This window comes from Pseudomonas sp. BCRC 81390 (genome assembly GCF_030341915.1).
GTDB lineage: Bacteria > Pseudomonadota > Gammaproteobacteria > Pseudomonadales > Pseudomonadaceae > Aquipseudomonas.
The window spans coordinates 158,447-175,217 of the sequence record NZ_JATAAG010000069.1; the positions used below are offsets into that span (position 1 = coordinate 158,447).

The 16,771-nt window shown below is 63.1% G+C and carries 16 protein-coding genes; 5 read left to right on the top strand and 11 right to left on the bottom strand.

Annotation, left to right across the window (positions count from 1 at the left end):
- Positions 1 to 52 precede the first annotated feature (52 nt).
- The gene (locus QSV36_RS22115; protein WP_289134461.1) at positions 53 to 3,529 is read left to right on the top strand and encodes a hybrid sensor histidine kinase/response regulator; all 3,477 of its coding nucleotides are present in this window, start codon (positions 53 to 55) and stop codon (positions 3,527 to 3,529) included.
- On the opposite strand, the gene QSV36_RS22120 is transcribed toward QSV36_RS22115, so the two are convergent.
- Complete coding sequence (locus QSV36_RS22120) at positions 3,501 to 4,874, bottom strand: DNA recombination protein RmuC (protein ID WP_289134721.1); 1,374 nt, start codon at positions 4,872 to 4,874, stop codon at positions 3,501 to 3,503. The genes QSV36_RS22115 and QSV36_RS22120 overlap by 29 nt on opposite strands.
- Positions 4,875 to 5,989: 1,115 nt before the next feature.
- On the opposite strand from QSV36_RS22120, the gene QSV36_RS22125 reads away from it, so the two are divergent.
- The 3 genes from QSV36_RS22125 (at position 5,990) to QSV36_RS22135 (ending at position 8,373) form a co-directional block, all read left to right on the top strand.
- Positions 5,990 to 6,214 (top strand): hypothetical protein, encoded by a 225-nt coding sequence (locus tag QSV36_RS22125; RefSeq protein WP_225776701.1) that lies wholly within the window; start codon positions 5,990 to 5,992, stop codon positions 6,212 to 6,214.
- Positions 6,215 to 6,463: 249 nt separating this feature from the next.
- Entirely contained in the window at positions 6,464 to 6,946 is a 483-nt protein-coding gene (locus tag QSV36_RS22130; RefSeq protein ID WP_289134462.1) for a hypothetical protein, read from the top strand.
- Positions 6,947 to 7,092: 146 nt separating this feature from the next.
- Positions 7,093 to 8,373 carry an OmpP1/FadL family transporter gene (locus QSV36_RS22135; protein WP_289134463.1) on the top strand — a complete coding sequence of 427 codons (1,281 nt, stop codon included), beginning with the start codon at positions 7,093 to 7,095 and terminating at the stop codon, positions 8,371 to 8,373.
- 179 nt (positions 8,374 to 8,552) lie between these two features.
- Here the strand turns inward: QSV36_RS22135 and QSV36_RS22140 are convergent, their stop codons facing one another.
- A complete protein-coding gene (locus QSV36_RS22140) occupies positions 8,553 to 9,482 on the bottom strand; it encodes a LysR family transcriptional regulator (RefSeq protein WP_289134464.1) in 930 nt (309 codons plus the stop codon).
- A gap of 114 nt (positions 9,483 to 9,596) precedes the next feature.
- Here QSV36_RS22140 and QSV36_RS22145 point away from each other — a divergent pair, with 114 nt between their 5' ends.
- The gene (locus QSV36_RS22145) at positions 9,597 to 9,863 is read left to right on the top strand and encodes a DUF2798 domain-containing protein (RefSeq protein ID WP_289134466.1); all 267 of its coding nucleotides are present in this window, start codon (positions 9,597 to 9,599) and stop codon (positions 9,861 to 9,863) included.
- A 282-nt stretch (positions 9,864 to 10,145) separates the two neighbouring features.
- On the opposite strand, the gene QSV36_RS22150 is transcribed toward QSV36_RS22145, so the two are convergent.
- The 9 genes from QSV36_RS22150 to cobU all read right to left on the bottom strand — a co-directional run bounded on the left by QSV36_RS22150 (position 10,146) and on the right by cobU (position 16,770).
- The gene (locus QSV36_RS22150) at positions 10,146 to 10,697 is read right to left on the bottom strand and encodes a glutathione peroxidase (RefSeq protein WP_289134468.1); all 552 of its coding nucleotides are present in this window, start codon (positions 10,695 to 10,697) and stop codon (positions 10,146 to 10,148) included.
- Between the two features lie 45 nt (positions 10,698 to 10,742).
- A complete protein-coding gene (locus QSV36_RS22155) occupies positions 10,743 to 10,865 on the bottom strand; it encodes a hypothetical protein (RefSeq protein ID WP_289134470.1) in 123 nt (40 codons plus the stop codon).
- On the bottom strand, positions 10,862 to 12,064 hold the full coding sequence (locus QSV36_RS22160; protein WP_502945736.1) for an MFS transporter: 1,203 nt from the start codon (positions 12,062 to 12,064) through the stop codon (positions 10,862 to 10,864). Before QSV36_RS22160 ends, QSV36_RS22155 begins: the two co-directional genes overlap by 4 nt.
- Before the next feature lie 63 nt (positions 12,065 to 12,127).
- Positions 12,128 to 12,532 (bottom strand): MarR family winged helix-turn-helix transcriptional regulator, encoded by a 405-nt coding sequence (locus QSV36_RS22165; RefSeq protein ID WP_289134472.1) that lies wholly within the window; start codon positions 12,530 to 12,532, stop codon positions 12,128 to 12,130.
- 61 nt (positions 12,533 to 12,593) lie between these two features.
- A complete protein-coding gene (locus QSV36_RS22170; RefSeq protein ID WP_289134725.1) occupies positions 12,594 to 13,709 on the bottom strand; it encodes a glycoside hydrolase family 5 protein in 1,116 nt (371 codons plus the stop codon).
- Positions 13,710 to 13,909: 200 nt separating this feature from the next.
- On the bottom strand, positions 13,910 to 14,632 hold the full coding sequence (locus QSV36_RS22175; RefSeq protein WP_289134474.1) for an adenosylcobinamide-GDP ribazoletransferase: 723 nt from the start codon (positions 14,630 to 14,632) through the stop codon (positions 13,910 to 13,912).
- Position 14,633: 1 nt separating this feature from the next.
- On the bottom strand, positions 14,634 to 15,200 hold the full coding sequence (locus QSV36_RS22180) for a histidine phosphatase family protein (RefSeq protein WP_289134476.1): 567 nt from the start codon (positions 15,198 to 15,200) through the stop codon (positions 14,634 to 14,636).
- Positions 15,197 to 16,252: a nicotinate-nucleotide--dimethylbenzimidazole phosphoribosyltransferase gene (cobT, locus tag QSV36_RS22185; protein ID WP_289134478.1), complete on the bottom strand. Its 1,056-nt coding sequence runs from the start codon at positions 16,250 to 16,252 to the stop codon at positions 15,197 to 15,199. The genes QSV36_RS22180 and cobT overlap by 4 nt, the downstream gene beginning before the upstream one ends.
- Positions 16,249 to 16,770, bottom strand: a complete 522-nt coding sequence (gene cobU, locus QSV36_RS22190) for a bifunctional adenosylcobinamide kinase/adenosylcobinamide-phosphate guanylyltransferase (RefSeq protein ID WP_289134479.1) — start codon at positions 16,768 to 16,770, stop codon at positions 16,249 to 16,251. The genes cobT and cobU overlap by 4 nt, the downstream gene beginning before the upstream one ends.
- Between the last annotated feature and the right edge of the window lies 1 nt (position 16,771).

A 16,771-nucleotide genomic window follows, 5' to 3' on the forward strand; every position in this document is an offset into this window, starting at 1 on the left:
GTGCCAGACTGATTGATCGGGACCGCGTTATCTTTTTTGCTTCGGAGTCTTCATGTCGTTGTCCAGCGGGCTGATCGCCGTGGTCGCCCTGGCCTATATGGCCATCATGTTCGCCATCGCCTTCTACGGCGACCGCCGCAGCACGCCGTTGCCGCCGAAGCTGCGCGCCTGGGTCTACAGCCTGTCGCTGGCGGTGTACTGCACCAGCTGGACCTTCTTCGGCGCGGTCGGCCAGGCCGCCGAACAGCTCTGGGCGTTCCTGCCGATCTACCTGGGCCCGGTGCTGCTGCTGATCTTCGCACCATGGGTGCTGCAGAAAATGGTGCTGATCAGCAAGCAGCAGAACATCACCTCGATCGCCGACTTCATCGCCGCACGCTACGGCAAGTCGCAGACCCTGGCAGTCGTGGTGGCATTGATCTGCCTGGTCGGGGTGCTGCCCTACATCGCCTTGCAACTGAAGGGCATCGTGCTCGGTGTCAACCTGCTGATCGGCGCCAGTGCCGACGCCACCGGCACACGGGTGCAGGACACCGCGCTGGTGGTGTCGCTGGTGCTGGCACTGTTCGCCATCGTGTTCGGCACCCGCAGCCTAGACGTGACCGAACACCACCGTGGCATGGTCCTGGCAATCGCCTTCGAATCGCTGATCAAGCTGCTGGCCTTCCTGGCCGTGGGCATCTTCGTCGTCTTCAACCTGTATGACGGCTTCGACGACCTGTTCAGCCAGGCGCGCCAGTCGGTCCACTTGCAGGACTACTGGCAAGAGACCATCAACTGGCCGTCGATGGTGGTGCAGACCGCCGTGGCGATGATGGCAATCATCTGCCTGCCACGGCAGTTCCACGTCACCGTGGTGGAGAACATCGAACCCCAGGACATGCGCCTGGCGCGCTGGGTGTTCCCGATGTACCTGGCGCTGGCCGCGCTGTTCGTGGTGCCCATCGCCCTGGCCGGGCAGATGCTGCTGCCGGGCACGGTGATTTCCGACTCGTTCGTCATCAGCCTGCCACTGGCCGAGGCCCACCCGAGCCTGGCCCTGCTGGCGTTCATCGGCGGCGCCTCGGCGGCTACCGGCATGGTCATCGTCGAGGCCGTGGCGCTGTCGACCATGGTTTCCAACGACATGCTGCTGCCCTGGCTGCTGCGCCGGACCAACGCCGAGCGACCGTTCGAGGCATTCCGCCACTGGATGCTGTCGGTACGCCGGGTGACCATCGTGGTGATCCTGCTGCTGGCCTACGTCAGCTACCGCCTGCTCGGCTCCACCGCCAGCCTGGCGACCATCGGCCAGATCGCCTTCGCCGCCGTGACCCAGCTGACCCCGGCCATGCTCGGCGCACTGTACTGGAAGCAGGCCAACCGCCGCGGCGTGTTCGCCGGCCTGGCGGCGGGCATCTTCCTCTGGTTCTACACCCTGGTGCTGCCGATTGCCGCGCACAGTGTAGGCTGGTCGCTGCAATTGTTTCCGGGGCTGGCGTGGCTGCACGGCAACCCGTTGCACCTGCCGATCAGCCCGCTGACCCAAGGCGTGGTGCTGTCGCTGGCGGGCAACTTCACCCTGTTCGCCTGGGTCTCGGTGCTGTCGCGCACGCGGGTTTCCGAACATTGGCAGGCCGGCCGCTTCATCGGCCAGCAGACCAGTGCCCGCCCCAGCAGCAAGCCGCTGCTGGCGGTGCAGATCGATGACCTGCTGACCCTGGCCTCGCGCTTTGTCGGCGAAGAGCGCGCGCGGCAAAGCTTCATCCGCTTCGCCTACCGCCAGGGCAAGGGCTTCAACCCCAACCAGAACGCCGACGGTGACTGGATCGAACACACCGAACGCCTGCTGGCCGGGGTGCTCGGCACCTCATCGACCCGCGCCGTGGTCAAGGCCGCCATCGAAGGCCGCGACATGCAGCTGGAAGACGTGGTGCGCATCGCCGACGAAGCCAGCGAGGTGCTGCAGTTCAACCGCGCCCTGCTGCAAGGCGCCATCGAGAACATCAACCAGGGCATCAGCGTGGTAGACCAGAACCTGCACCTGGTGGCCTGGAACCGTCGCTACCTGGAGCTGTTCAACTACCCCGACGGCTTGATCAGCGTCGGCCGGCCGATTGCCGATATCATCCGCTACAACGCCGAACGCGGCCTGTGCGGCCCGGGCGAAGCGCAAGTGCACGTGGCGCGCCGGCTGCACTGGATGCGCCAGGGCCGTGCGCATTCCTCGGAGCGTTTGTTCCCCAACGGCCGGGTGATCGAGCTGATCGGCAACCCGATGCCTGGCGGCGGCTTCGTCATGAGCTTCACTGACATCACACCGTTCCGCGAGGCCGAGCAGGCCCTGCGTGACGCCAACGAAAGCCTGGAACAACGGGTTGCCGAACGCACCCACGAACTGTCGCAACTGAACCAGGCATTGTCCGAAGCCAAGAGCCATGCCGAAGCCGTGAGCCAGTCGAAGACCCGCTTCCTGGCCGCGGTCAGCCATGACCTGATGCAACCGCTGAACGCGGCGCGGCTGTTCTCCGCGGCCCTGTCGCAGCAGGCCGAAGGCATGAATGAAGAGGCCCGGCAACTGGTGCAGCACATGGACAGCTCGCTGCGCTCGGCGGAAGAGCTGATCAGCGACCTGCTGGACATCTCGCGCCTGGAAAACGGCAAGATCACCCCGGACCCCAAGCCCTTCGCCCTCAACGAACTGTTCGACACCCTGGGCGCCGAGTTCAAGCTGCTGGCCGCCGAAAAAGGCCTGGAATTCCGCCTGCGCGGCAGTCGCCTGCGGGTGGAGAGCGACATGAAGCTGCTGCGTCGGGTGCTGCAGAACTTCCTGACCAACGCCTTGCGCTATGGCAAGAGCCCGATCCTGCTGGGGGTACGACGCCAGGGCGAACGCTTGTGGCTGGAAGTGTGGGACCGTGGCCCTGGTATCGCCGACGACAAGCTGCAGGTGATCTTCCAGGAGTTCAAGCGCCTGGACAGCCACCAGACCCGAGCCGAGAAAGGCCTGGGCCTCGGCCTGGCGATCGCCGACGGGCTGTGCCGGGTGTTGGGCCACACGCTGGAAGTACGCTCGTGGCCGGGCCAGGGTACGGTGTTCCGCGTCAGCGTACCGATTGCCCGTCAGGCCGCGCCGGCAGCCGGTGCCCCGGTGGAACAGGCCGGTCAGCCATTGGCAGGGCTGCAGGTGCTGTGCGTGGACAACGAAGACAGCATCCTGATCGGCATGAACAGCCTGCTCAGCCGCTGGGGCTGCCAGGTGTGGACCGCGCGCAACCAGGCCGAATGCGAAGCCCTGCTGGCCAAGGGCATGCGCCCGCACCTGGCGCTGGTGGACTACCACCTGGACGACGGCGAGACCGGCATCGGGCTGATGGGTTGGCTACGCGCGCGCCTGGGCGAGCCGGTGCCGGGCGTGGTGATCAGCGCCGACGGCAGCAAGGAAACCCTCGCCATGGTGCATGCTTCGGGCCTGGACTACCTGGCCAAGCCGGTCAAGCCAGCGGCCCTGCGCGCCCTGCTCAATCGCCATCTGAGCCTGGTTCAGTGAGCACTTCCTCCGGCATCGCTTCATCGGACAGCGCCCGTTCCAGCAAGTCGGCCGGCAGGCTCTTGCTGGCGCGGGCGCCCAGCAGTTTCAGCTGTTCGCTGCGGCTGACCAGGTTGCCGCGCCCTTCGCACAGTTTGTTGCGCGCAGCGGCATAGGCCTTGTCCACCTGCTGCAGGCGGCTGCCCAGCTCGTCCAGGTCCTGGATGAACAACACGAACTTGTCGTACAGCCAGCCGGCGCGTTCGGCAATTTCGCGGGCGTTCTGGCCTTGGCGTTCCTGCTTCCACAGGCTGTCGATCACCCGCAGGGTGGCGAGCAAGGTGGTCGGGCTGACGATCACGATATGCCGGTCGAAGGCTTCCTGGAACAGGTTCGGCTCGGCCTGCAGGGCCGCCGAGAAGGCCGCCTCGATCGGCACGAACAGCAGCACGAAATCCAGGCTGTGCAGGCCTTCGAGGCGCTTGTAATCCTTGCTCGACAGGCCTTTGACGTGGCTGCGCAGCGATTGCACATGCTGCTTGAGCGCAGCCTCGTCATTGCCGGCCACGTACTGCTGGTAGGCCGTGAGGCTGACCTTGGCATCCACCACCACCTGCTTGTCGCCGGGCAGCATGATCAGCACATCGGGCTGGAAGCGCTCGCCATCGGCGCTCTTCAGGCTGACCTGGGTCTGGTATTCGCGGCCCTTTTCCAGGCCGGCATGCTCCAGCACCCGCTCGAGAATGAGCTCACCCCAGTTGCCCTGGGTCTTCTGGCCCTTCAGCGCCTGGGTCAGGTTGGTGGCTTCATCGGACAGGCGCATGTTCAGCTGCTGCAGGCGCTCCAGCTCCTTGCCCAGCGAGAAGCGTTCGCGGGCTTCCTGCTGGTAGCTTTCCTCCACGCGTTTTTCGAAAGCCTGGATACGCTCCTTGAGTGGGTCGAGCAACTGGCCCAGGTGCTGCTGGCTGGTCTGGGCGAAGCGCTGCTCGCGCTCGTCAAAGATTTTGGTGGCCATGTCGGCGAACTGAGCACGCAAGGTGTCGCGTGCTTCCCGCAAGTCTTCCAGGCGCTGCTGGTGGCTTTCCTGCTGTTCGCGCAATTCGGCGTCCAGGCGCGCCGTCTGGGCTTCCAGACGGCGCAGTTCGGCTTCGCGGCTGGCGCGCTCGAGGCTCCACGCGTGGGCAGCATCGCGGGCGTTGTCGCGGTCGATCTGGAGCAATTCCAGCTCGCGACTCTGAGCGGCCAGTTGGGCCTGCTTGACCGAGTTGGCTTCACTCAGGTCGCTGATCTCGTCGCGGCTGGCTTCCAGCTGCGCCTGCAGGCCTGCCTGGGCCAACAGGGCGGCGCTGAGGCGTTCCTCGAGCAAGGCCTGCTCGGCCTGCCGCGCCGCCTGGCGGCGCTGTAGTTGCATGATCCACCCCAGACAGGGCAAGGCCCCCGCCACCAAGCCCAGCAGAATGCTGGCCAGATCCACTGCCATGCTTACCCCGAATGATCCTGGATGATTGCCGCGCAGCTTATCAGCAAACGCTGAAGGCGCGGATTGTGGAACAGCAGAGGGTCGCACCGCCCTTTGCTGAGTCCCGGTGGGGCATTTTCCGCAAAATTGCAAAAAGTTTTCAGCGATCTTTTCTTGACGTTTTCAAGTGAATGGATCGAGGGCCCATTGGAGCCTGTCGATTGTCGAACAGTTCATTACGTTGCTGGCACGCCCGTCCTAGAGCAAGCGCTTCGGACAATCCACAGTTCCTGTGGATAACTCGGTGGACAACCCCCTCCCACACCCCGCAAACCCCCGTGAATCGTGGGTTTCGGTCAAACTGACGATTTTTTCACCAGCTGAAAATAGTGTTTTTTTTCATTGACTTAACCGCCCAGTCAAGGCATTGGCGAGTGCGTCGCAGCCTGTTGCCAAGTTGTTACAAGCGCGTCCTCGAGTGTGAACAAGTTCACCTTGGAACCCTCATTTGGGTGCTGTGATACAGGACATCATGTCGGTTTCGGTTCATCTGCTCCCCTTTCCAGCATGGAAATTAAGCGCCATACTGCGCGGCTCACCTGAAAAAACCTGTGGTGCTTGCCAAACGCATGCGTTTCCGGTAGGGTGCGCATCGTTAGTACCAAGCTGAAAGTCAATTCTGGCCTCAAGCGTCCTTGCAGACCCACACCGCCCAAGTGTGTCCTGCTGAAACCTGGACCGGCCCATTCGATGATTCACTCGCCAGCCCTGCGCTGTCCAAGCACGAATCACGTGACAGATTGATCAGGATCCCACCCCGACGGCCTAGAACCTTGGCCCCGGTGTGCTGCCTGCCCTCTGAAGTACCTACCAGTCAGCCCAAGCGCCCACCTTTTGATTGCGCCCCCTCTGGCTGCCCTGTTCCAGTCAGGTTCGTTCGTCCCTTAATAAAGGCGTCACTGGAACGTTTCTATCATGCACGGATCATAATCCCCGTGTTTAAAGCAGGAACCTCCAATAATATGCAAACTCATCATCAAATTCAGGCTGCCATTGGCACCCTTTCCCAGGCCTTCTCGCCGCTGAAGTGCCTGATCGTTGCCCCACGCAAGGGCAGCTTCAGCTTTACCTTGGTGGACGAACACGGCGTCGCCTGCCACACCGAGCGCCTGTACCCCGAGCAGTACAGCCGCAGTGAACCGCTGCAAGCGGTTATCGACCGCACACGTCAGTCGCTCACCGCGTGAGCCATGAATACGGCGGTATTCAAGCGCTGAATCATCCCATCGCAAGCCTGCCTGAACGATGCCGGCGTAATTGCCGTAAGGCATATAGCCCGGTACGTCAGGCAGCAATCGATTTAAAAACAGCCTTTTACACGACCATTATCACACTACACTTCAACTCGAGCGGTGCTTGCCGCTTCCGGCGGGCCTGACCATTCACCAGCTGCCAAGCTCCAGCGCCCGTCCGGCCCTTAACTGCTCGAGGGCATCATGGGTATCGCGGCGAATGAATTGTGTCAGTATGTGATCCGACCCACCTTGGTCTACCTGAATCGTCACAGCGCCAGCGCCGAAGCCTTGTTGCTGGGCATCGCCGCCAGCCAGTCGGCCTTGGGCTCGGCCTTGCATGACCGCCGCGGGCATGGCCTGTATCGCATCGGCGAACATCGTCATCAAGCGCTCTGGGACGCATACCTGGCCCGCGATCCCGACCTGGCCAGCCTGGTCCGCGGCCTCGCCAGCCAGCACGCCTTCCTCGGCAGCCCGCACCTGGAACTTGCGGTCAACCTGCGTTATTCCACCGCCATTGCCTGGATGCTGGTCGAAGAGCAAGCCGCCCCTTTGCCCGCAGCCGATGACCTGCTGGCGCAGGCACGAATCTGGCGCCAGGTTTTCAACCCACAAGGCCGCCTGCGCGACTTCACCCACGCTTGGCATACCTGCATAAACCAGAAATTGCCGCAGGCATCTTGAGACTCCTCCTACAAGATACCGGAAAAAATGGGATTTTGGTCGGATTGTCCTACAAAACTGCTCTATCTCCCTCGATCGCGGCTATGGCGCGACGCGTGATTTGTTGGTAGCGTTTCGCCCCGGAGATCCCAAGGAGTTTTCTAATAATGAAAAAAGTAATGCTCAAAACCTCCCTCGGCATTGCCGTTGCTCTTGCTTCCAGCCAGTTGCTCGCCGCCGGGTTCGCGCTGAACGAACAAAGCATCAGCGGCATGGGAACCGGTTTCGCAGGGCGTTCCTCTTCTGCCGAAGATGCCAGCACGGTGTACGGCAACCCTGCCGGCATGTCGCGCCTGAAGCGCGAACAGGTCACCGTGGGTGGCGCAGCCGTCATTGCCAAGACTGATATTTCGGGCCGTGGGAGCAATTTCGGGGGGGAAACCGATGGCGACATGGTCCCGGTCGTGGGTGTCCCCATGGGTTACTACGTCAAGCCACTCGATGATCACTGGAGCGTGGGCTTCGGCGTTTACGTGCCATTCGGCCTGATCACCGACTACGGCAGCGGTGACGCGGCACGCTACTGGGGCAAGAAGAGCAAGGTCGAGGTGGTCACCTTCCAGCCAACCATCAGCTACGCCTTCAACGACAAGGTTTCGATCGGTTTTGGCCCGACCATCAACCGCATCAAGGGTGAACTCGGCTCGAACCTGAGCAGCAAGGCCCTCCTGGGGCCCAATGGCCCGGATGGCGAGGTCAAGATCAAGGGCGACGACACCGCGGTCGGCTACAACATCGGTGTTCTGGTGCAGGCTACCGACCGTACCCGCCTTGGCCTGACCTACCACTCGATGGTCGACTACGAACTTGAAGGCGACACCCGTGTTTCCTACCCGATTCCACAGCTTGGCCTCAGCGGCAAGTTCGACGCCAGCCTGAAGGTCAAAACCCCGGAGTCGGTGGATTTCTCGATCACTCATGAACTGGATGACCACTGGACACTGTATGCAGGCAGCACCTGGACGCGCTGGAGCCGCCTGGAAAGCATCATCGTGAAGAACGACGCACCAGCGGGCTACCCGCTGCAGACCATCACCGAAGAGCAGAACTGGCATGACACCTGGGCCCACGCCATTGGCGCGGCCTACAAGGTGAACAAGGAATGGACCCTGCGTGCAGGCTTCTCGGTCGACCAGTCGCCCACCAACAACCACGATCGCTCGCCACGCATTCCGACTGGCGATCGTAAAGCGGTCAGCTTTGGTGCCGGCTGGAGCCCGAACGATGACATGACCATCGATGTGGCCTACTCCTACCTGTGGGAAGAGGATACCAAGGTAAACAACGTGTCGGGCTCGCCAACCCAACAGGCGCTGAAAGGCACCTATCAGGCCAAGTACGAGAACAGCGCTCACGGTATTGGTGCTTCCCTCACCTACCGCTTCTGATGATTCATACGCGCTGCATGAAAAACCGCCCGCGTGGCGGTTAATGAGATGGTCACCCCGACACCCTGCGAGGGCTACGCTTTCGCAGGGTGTTTTCATTCCGGAGGCCATCATCATGAGCGATTTGGCCCATTTCATCCGTTAATCAGTATTGCAAAAAATGGGTGACCATAGATTGTTCATCCCTGCAATTGCCAGCTGTCACCCAGGCATTCGCGCAGGTAGTCCATGAACACGCGGACTTTCGCGGTCATGGCGAAACGATCGGCCAGGCACAGGTAGATATCCATCGGCTCAGTCTGGGCATAGGCCTGGCCGCTGTCGCGGTATTCGAACAACGGTACCAGCGCACCAGAGGCCAGGTGCGGCCGTACGATGAACTCGGCCAAGCGGGTAATGCCACCATCGTGCAGTGCCATCTGGGTCAGGGCATCGATGTCATCGCTGATCAATACGCTACCGAACTCGGCCTCGAAACGCAGCCCGTCACGCATGAACCCCCAGCGCAGGAATCGCCCGTCCACGGGGTAGCGGAACACCAGGCAACGGTGATCACGCAAGGCTTCGGGTGTGGCCGGCACGCCGGCGCTACGCAGGTAACCGGGCGAGGCACAACACATGAACGGTATACGGGCAACCTGCCGGGCCAGCAGTTGGTCTTCCAGCTGTGGAGCAATGCGCAAGCTTACATCCACGTCTTCCCGCGCATGGTTGACCCGGCGATCAGTCGTTACCAGTTCTATCGACAGCAACGGATAACGGGCATTGAACGCGGGTATCAGCGGCGCCAGCACGTGGCGACCGAAGGCGGAGGTCGAGGCAATGCACAAACGTCCCTGGGGCTCGCTGTCCGGAGTAGTAATGGCTTGCTCGGCCAGGGCCAGGTCACGTTCGACGTGCCGGACACGCTCGTAATATTGAGCTCCGGCAGGGGTAAGCGCCATGCTGCGGGTAGTGCGGCTGAGCAGGCGCACCTGAAGGTGGCTTTCAAGGCGTGCCAGGTTCTGGCTGACCGCGGCCGGGCTCAGGCCCAGGTTGCGTGCGCCGGCGGCGATGCTGCCGGCTTCGACCACCTTGATGAAGCTGCGGATGGCATTGAGCAGGTCCATGCTTGGCCCTTGGATTCGTAAGCATCTCTTTATAAAGAACTTAATACGGCTGGTCTACAGCGGCTACCAGGTACGTTGCTAACCTGCGATCCCATTCACTTTTCAGGAGTTCGCATGAGCAACCTGTCGCAGGCGCGCAGCCGACGCAAATTGAAACCGGGCGCCACACCCTACGTTTTTGCCTTCTACATGTCGTCGATCATGGCGCTGTTGATGTGCTTCGTGATCACTGCGGCGAATGCCGGGATCAACCCGGAGTACTTGAATAACGTGCTGAAGGCCTATCAATTGGCGATGCCGGTAGCTTTCGTTTGCGTATTGATGGTCAGGCCGTTGGTGGTACGGTTGGTGGCAATTACAGTGCATGTGAAGCAACCCTAGGCACATAACCCGCTTTCGCCTTTGATCTTGATTTTGATCTTGATCTTGATCTTGATCTTGATCTTCGCGACTTCAGGAGGCCGAACGCAGGCCTTGCGGAGGGAGGTGACGGGCATGGATGCCCGTCAAGCGCTGAGGCCCCATGGATGGGGCCTGCAGCGCGTCCTCCCGGGAGCAAGGCCTGCTCGGCCTCCTGAAGTCGCATTCGGCGCTGCCTGAACTATCGCGCGCTTAGAAGCAAAAGCAAGAGCAAGAGCAAGAGCAAGAGCAAGAGCGGCTACATTACTGCTGCGAAGCGATGGCCTTTTCAATGGCGGCTCGGAATTCTGGGTCATCCGGCTTGGTCAGGCTGGAAAAGTTGCCGATCACCTTGCCCTTGCGATCGATAACGTACTTGTAGAAATTCCACTTCGGCGCACTGCTCTGGCTGGCCAGTTCGACGAACAGCGGAATCGCATCCTTGCCCCGCACCGGCTGCGCCTTGGTCATGGTGAAGGTGACACCATAGTTGGCATAACAGACCTTGGCCGTCTTCTCGCTATCGGCATCTTCCTGTTTGAAGTCGTTGGAGGGCACGCCGAGCATTTCCAGGCCCTGTTGGTGGTACGCCTTGTATGTTGCCTCCAGCCCCTCGAACTGCGGTGCAAAGCCGCAATAGCTGGCCGTATTGACCACCACCAGCGGCTTGCCGGCAAAGCGCTGGCACAGGTCGACCTGCCCCTTGCCCCGCAACTCCGGCAGGCTGCCTTGCAACAAGGCCGGGCAATCGGCAGCCCAGCTCGAAGCGCTGGCAAGCAGGGCCAGCACCGGCAACGTCAACCCACGTGCACGCATGTTCGTTTCTCCTGCAAAACAATCCTTGAGCTTGCAGGGTAGCGCCTAACAAACACTCATGCCCAGTTGCATCAATGCCATCCCGCCCTTGTGCCAGCCCCACCAGACCAACGCCAGCAGCAACCACGCGGCAACGGCCAGCAGCCCACGGGCCAGGTAGCGGTTCATGCGGCCTGGGCCTGCAGGCGAGCGACCGGGCGCTCGCGTACCGGCCAGCTCAGGGCGGCAGCCAGCAGGCTGAGCAGGATGGAAATCTGCCAGACCAGGTCGTAGCTACCGGTGCGGTCATACACCACCCCACCCAGCCAGCCCCCCAGAAACGCACCCAGCTGGTGGAACAGGAAGACGATACCGCCAAGCATGGACAGGTTGCGCACGCCGAACAGCGTGGCCACGGTACCGTTGGTAAGCGGCACCGTGGACAGCCACAACAGACCCATGGCAATGCCGAACAGGTAGGCGCTGAACGCGCTCACCGGCGCCCAGAGGAACAGCACGATGACCACCGCACGCAGCAAGTACAACCCGGTCAGCAAGCGCGGCTTGGACATGCGCCCGCCCAGCCAGCCCGCGGTGAAGGTACCGACGATGTTGAACAGCCCGACCAGCGCCAGTACCGTGGTCCCGGTGCTTGCGGGCAGATGCTGGTCTACCAGGTAGGCCGGCAGGTGCACACCTATGAACACCACCTGGAAACCGCAGACGAAGAAGCCCAGGGCCAGCAGCCAGAAGCCGGTATGCGAACACGCTTCGTGCAGGGCCTGGCCCAAGGTCTGTTCCGTGCCATGGCTGGGCAACGGGCGGTCGCGCAGCAAGCCGACGAAGGGCACGATCAGTGCAACCAAAAGGCCCAGCACCAGCAGTGCCGCAGACCAGCCCAGCCACTGGATCAGGCCAAGGGTACCCGGCAGCATGGCGAACTGGCCGAAAGAGCCGGCGGCACTGGCAATACCCATGGCCATGCTGCGCTTGTCTGCCGGCACGGCGCGCCCGACGACACCGAGGATGACCGAGAACGAGGTGCCGGACAGGCCGATGCCGATCAGCAGGCCGGCACTCAGCGACAGCGACCAGGCCGAGTCAGCCAGGCTCATCAGGATCAGGCCGGCGGCGTAGAGAATGCCACCGATGATCACCACCCGCGCCGCGCCGAGGCGGTCGGCCAGCGCACCGGCAAAGGGCTGTGCCAAGCCCCAGATCAGGTTCTGCAAGGCAATGGCGAAGGCGAACACCTCACGCCCCCAGCCGAAATCGGCGCTCATCGGCGCCAGGAACAGGCCGAAGCCATGCCGCACACCCAAGGACAGCGCCAGAATCAACGCTGCCCCCAACAATACCCACCCGCTGGTTCGCCACACCGAAGTCATTGTCGTTATCTCCAGCACATCGCAAGGGTTTACGGGTATATACCCGCTTATGATCGTATCAATTCAAGCCAGCAGGCCCAGCAGGCGCACCAGTTCATCCCGCTGCCCTGCCCCCAGGCGTTCCACCAGTTCGGCCTGGGCTCGCTCCCAGGCCGGATGGGCGACACGCAGCAACTCCGTAGCGGCGTCGGTCAACAACACAACGCGGTTGCGCTGGTCATCGCCATCAGCCAGGGCTACCAGCCCTTCGGCCTCCAATACCCGCAGGTTGCGACCCAGGGTACTGCGCTCCAGGCCCATGGCCTCGGCCAAGGTGGTGATACTAGGACGGTCGAGCCGTTGCAGGTGACGCAACAGGGAAAACTGCGCAACATTGACTCCGAAGCCGGCGAGGGCCTCGTCGTAATGTCGGCTCACCCCACGGGCGGCGCGACGCAGATGGGTACAGATACATTCACTGGTCAGCATGGATACGTGTATATACCCGCATACAGAGCGTTGCAAGATATTTCGTGACCGACTGACGATCTCAATCCGGGTTCAAACGCTTGCGGATCGGCTCGAATTCCACGGTGGCCTTGCGCGGCAACGGGTCCGCAGCCCCCTCTTCGATCGCTTGCCAGTAACGCCAAGGGACCTTGGCTGAGCCCAGTTCGTAGTCCATGCCATCCCAGCTGTCTTCCCGAAAACTGTAGAACGCCCAGTGCAAGCGGTTGCGCTCCAGCACGCCGAGCACGTCTTCCAGGTATTGCCGGCACCCCGGCAACCTGCGCATGCAGCCAAACTCAGCCACCACCAGGCGCTCGCGCGGCACCTTCATGGCTTCGGCCCAATCGAGCGGTTGGCGCAGGTAGCGTGCCACCCGCTGACCATCCCACTGCTGGGTCTGCCCTGCGAACGGAGCCGGGCCGGGGTAAGCCATAGGCTGTTTGCGCGTCATGTTCGGCGCACTGGTAACCGCGTAGGGTTCGTACATGTGCACGCTGTACAGCACCCGCTGGTCATCCAGTGGGGCTGGCCAGTAATCAAAGGCGTCGGCGGCAGCAAACCAACCAGCATCGACCATGACCGGTGTCTCGGCGTCTTCCTCACGAATGGCTGCGATCAGTTGTTGATACAGCGCCGGCAGATCGCGCGCGCTACCCTGCGCTCGCGCGTACCACCGCTGCATTTGCCTGGCGTCGGCATGCTCGGCCAGGCCACCCTCCTTCTCCGGCGCGGGTTCATTGATCAGGTTGTAGGCCGCGATGGCCGGATGGCCCTTCAGCTCGCGGGCCATATCGCGCCAGAAAGCGGCAGCCTGCAACCAGTAGCGCTTGTCCTGCCACAAGCGGTCGTCGAACCGGCCCTGGTTGTTTTGCGACCAGCGCATGCCGGGTAGCGAGAGCGGTGCGATGACCACCTTGAGCCCGGCCTGGTGGGCTCGGTCAAGCGTGGCGCGCAGCGTGGCCAGGTCAGCCGCCGGCAGGCCTTGATAGGCATCGGCATCGCCAAGCAGAAAGTCACGCCCCGCCGGTTGCCATTTGTCGTAGGACAGCCGCACCCAGGTCGCGCCATAGCCGCGCAAGGCATCGAAGTAGGCCTGATCGGGAGGCAGCCGGTTGAAGCTGTTGCCACCGTGGCGCGGGGTGTTCCAGAACGCAATGAGATCCGCTGCGCCTACAACAGGCCCGATGACCAACAAAACAACCGCAAGAATGATTTGACGCATGCGAACCCTCCTCGTTCGTTGGTTGGAGGGTCGAGCATACGCCAGTGACGATAGGGACTTTTTGCGAAGTATTTTCGGAAAGTTACCGTCACGTTCCGATCAGAAACCGCCTACAGAAAGGTCTTGCGCATTACTTAAAGGCCCAACGCCAATCCCACTACTACGCCCAGTTCGAGCAGCTCCAGCAAGGCGCCAGCAGTATCCCCGGTGGTTCCACCGAGACGCTGAGACATCAGTTGCCGCAGCCAGCCGAAAACAGCCAGCGCCAGCACCACGATCCACCCACCCAGCACCAGGCAGAAGAGCGCACAGCCCAGCAGCACCCAACCGGCCGCAGCCCGAGGCAGATGCTCGGCCAGCGCCTGCCCCAGGCCGCCTGGGCGCACGTAGGGCGTACTCAGGAACAACCCGAGCATCGCCGCCCGCCCGATCAGCGGTGCCAGCAGCAACTGCGCCCCGCTACCCTGCTCGACCAGTACCCACAGGGCACAGAACTTCAGCAATAGCACCAGGACCAGGGTGACCACGGCAATCGGCCCGCTGCGCGGGTCTTTCATGATCTGCAGGGTACGTTCGCGGTCGCCGAAACCGCCCAACCAGGCATCGGCGCTGTCAGCCAGCCCATCCAGGTGCAAGGCACCGCTGAGCAGCACCCACAATGTCAGCAGCAAAGCTGCATGCAGCGGTGCCGGGGTCGCCTGCAGCAGGTGGCTGGCCAGCCACAGCAACAGGCCGAACAGCAACCCTACCAGCGGGTAGCACAACAGCGAACGCCCCATTTCACGCGGTGCCGGCATGCCCGGCAGACGCACCGGCAAGCTGCTGAGAAACTGCAAGGCAATCCAGAACGGTAACATCTCAGCGCCCTTCGACCCAGTGGCCGTCATCACCCGGCAGCAGCCGCATCAATGCAGCGTGGCCGACCTCTACCTGCAGCAGTTGGGCCCTTGGCAGGCCACGGGCACGGGCCAGCAACAGCCGCATCACCCCGCCATGAGTGATCAGCAGTACCTGCTTGCCGGCATGCTGATGGCGCAGGCGCTCGACAGCCGCCAATACACGCTCGGCAAACGCCGCGACCGGCTCGCCATTGGGCGGGGTAAACCCGTACGGGTCTGCCCAGAAGCGCCCCAGTGCATCCGCCTGTTGTTCCATGATCTGCGCCGCGCTGCGGCCTTCCCAGTCACCGAAATGCAGCTCCTGCAGGGCCGGTTCAAGCTGCACCGGCAGGTTCAAGCGTGCCCCCAGCTCATCGGCAAAACGCGCACAACGCTGCAGCGGCGAACTGACCAGCACCTGCCACGGACCGGCTTCGGCCACGGCACTGCGCATCTGCGCCCAGCCCTTGTCGGTCAGGGCATCGTCGAGGCTGCCACGCAAGCCGCCGTGTTCTGTTTCACCATGGCGCAGCAAATCGAGGATCATGCCGGGCGGTCTGCCACGGCGGCTTCGGCAAAGGTCGCCATCTGCCCGTGCAGGGCACAGGCCAGGCGCAACAACGGCACCGCCAGGGCCGCACCACTGCCCTCGCCCAGGCGCAGGCCCAAAGCCAGCAACGGTTCGGCCTGCAAGGCCGCCAGCACCGCCTTGTGCCCAGGCTCCGCGCCCTGGTGGGCGAACAGCAGCCAGGCCCGGCACTGCGGGTTCAGGCGCACCGCCAGCAGCGCGGCGACGCTGCAGATGAAACCGTCCACCAGCACCGCGATACCCGCCTGCGCGCAGCCCAGGTAGGCCCCCGCCAACGCGGCGATCTCAAAGCCGCCTACACAACCCAGCGCCCGCAATGGCGCTTCGGCGCGCAGGCCGTGCAGGCGCAGCGCCCGCTCGATGACCTCGGCCTTGTGCCGCACACCGGCGTCATCCAGGCCGGTGCCCGGGCCGCTCAGCTCGATAGCCGGGCAGCCCAGCAGCACGCTGGCCAGGGCTGCGGCGGCGGTGGTGTTGCCAATGCCCATCTCGCCACCAATGAACAGTTGTGCGCCCTGTTCGGCAGCGCGCAGGGCGCTGTCGCGACCGGCCTGCAGTGCCGCCTGCAACTGCTCATCGGTCATCGCCGGCTGGCGGGCGAAGTTGGCCGTGCCGGCACCCAAACGCAGATGGCGCACGTCAGGCAGCTGCAGATGCGGGTCGATGGTACCCAGGTCGACCACTTCCAGCCTGGCCTGAAGCTGGCGCGCCAGCACGCTGATTGCCGCGCCGCCGTTGACGAAGTTGCGCAGCATCTGCCCGGTCACCGCTTGCGGGTAGGCCGAGATGCCCTCTTCGACCACGCCGTGGTCGCCGGCAAACAGGCTGATGGCAAGCTGGTCCAGGCTTGGCTTTTCGCGCCCCTGCAGGCCAGCCAGCTGAATGGCCAGGCTTTCCAGCTGGCCGAGTGAACCGGCGGGTTTGGTCAACTGTTGCTGACGGGCGCGGGCCTGGTCCATGGCGGCGTTGTCGAGGGGTTGGCAGGCGTCACGCCACCAGGCTTGAGTCATAGTGCAGGTCCTTTGAGCATTAGGGGCAGGCCAGCCACGGTCAGCACCACGCGCTGGCAGCGTTCGGCCACGGCCTGGTGCAACCAGCCGGCCAGGTCGACATAGCGCCGGGTCAGCTCGCCCATGGGCACGACGCCCAGGCCGGTTTCGTTACTGACCAGGATGACAGTGCCCGGCAGTTGCTCCAGGCAGGCCAGCAGCGCATCACGCTCCTCGGCCAGGCGCTGGTCGTCTTCGAGCATCAGCAGGTTGGTCAGCCACAAGGTCAGGCAATCCACCAGCAGGCAGCGCCCTTCGGCCGCTTCGGCGCGCAGCACGGCGGCCAGGGCCAGCGGCTCTTCGATCAGGCCCCAGTCTGCCGGGCGCCGCTGGCGGTGCAACTGCACACGGGTATTCATTTCACCGTCCAGCGGCTGGCTGGTGGCGATGTACGTCACAGGCAGGCCACTGGCGCTGGCCAGTTGTTCGGCCAGGCGGCTCTTGCCGGAGCGGGCACCGCCGAGGATCAGGTTACGCATG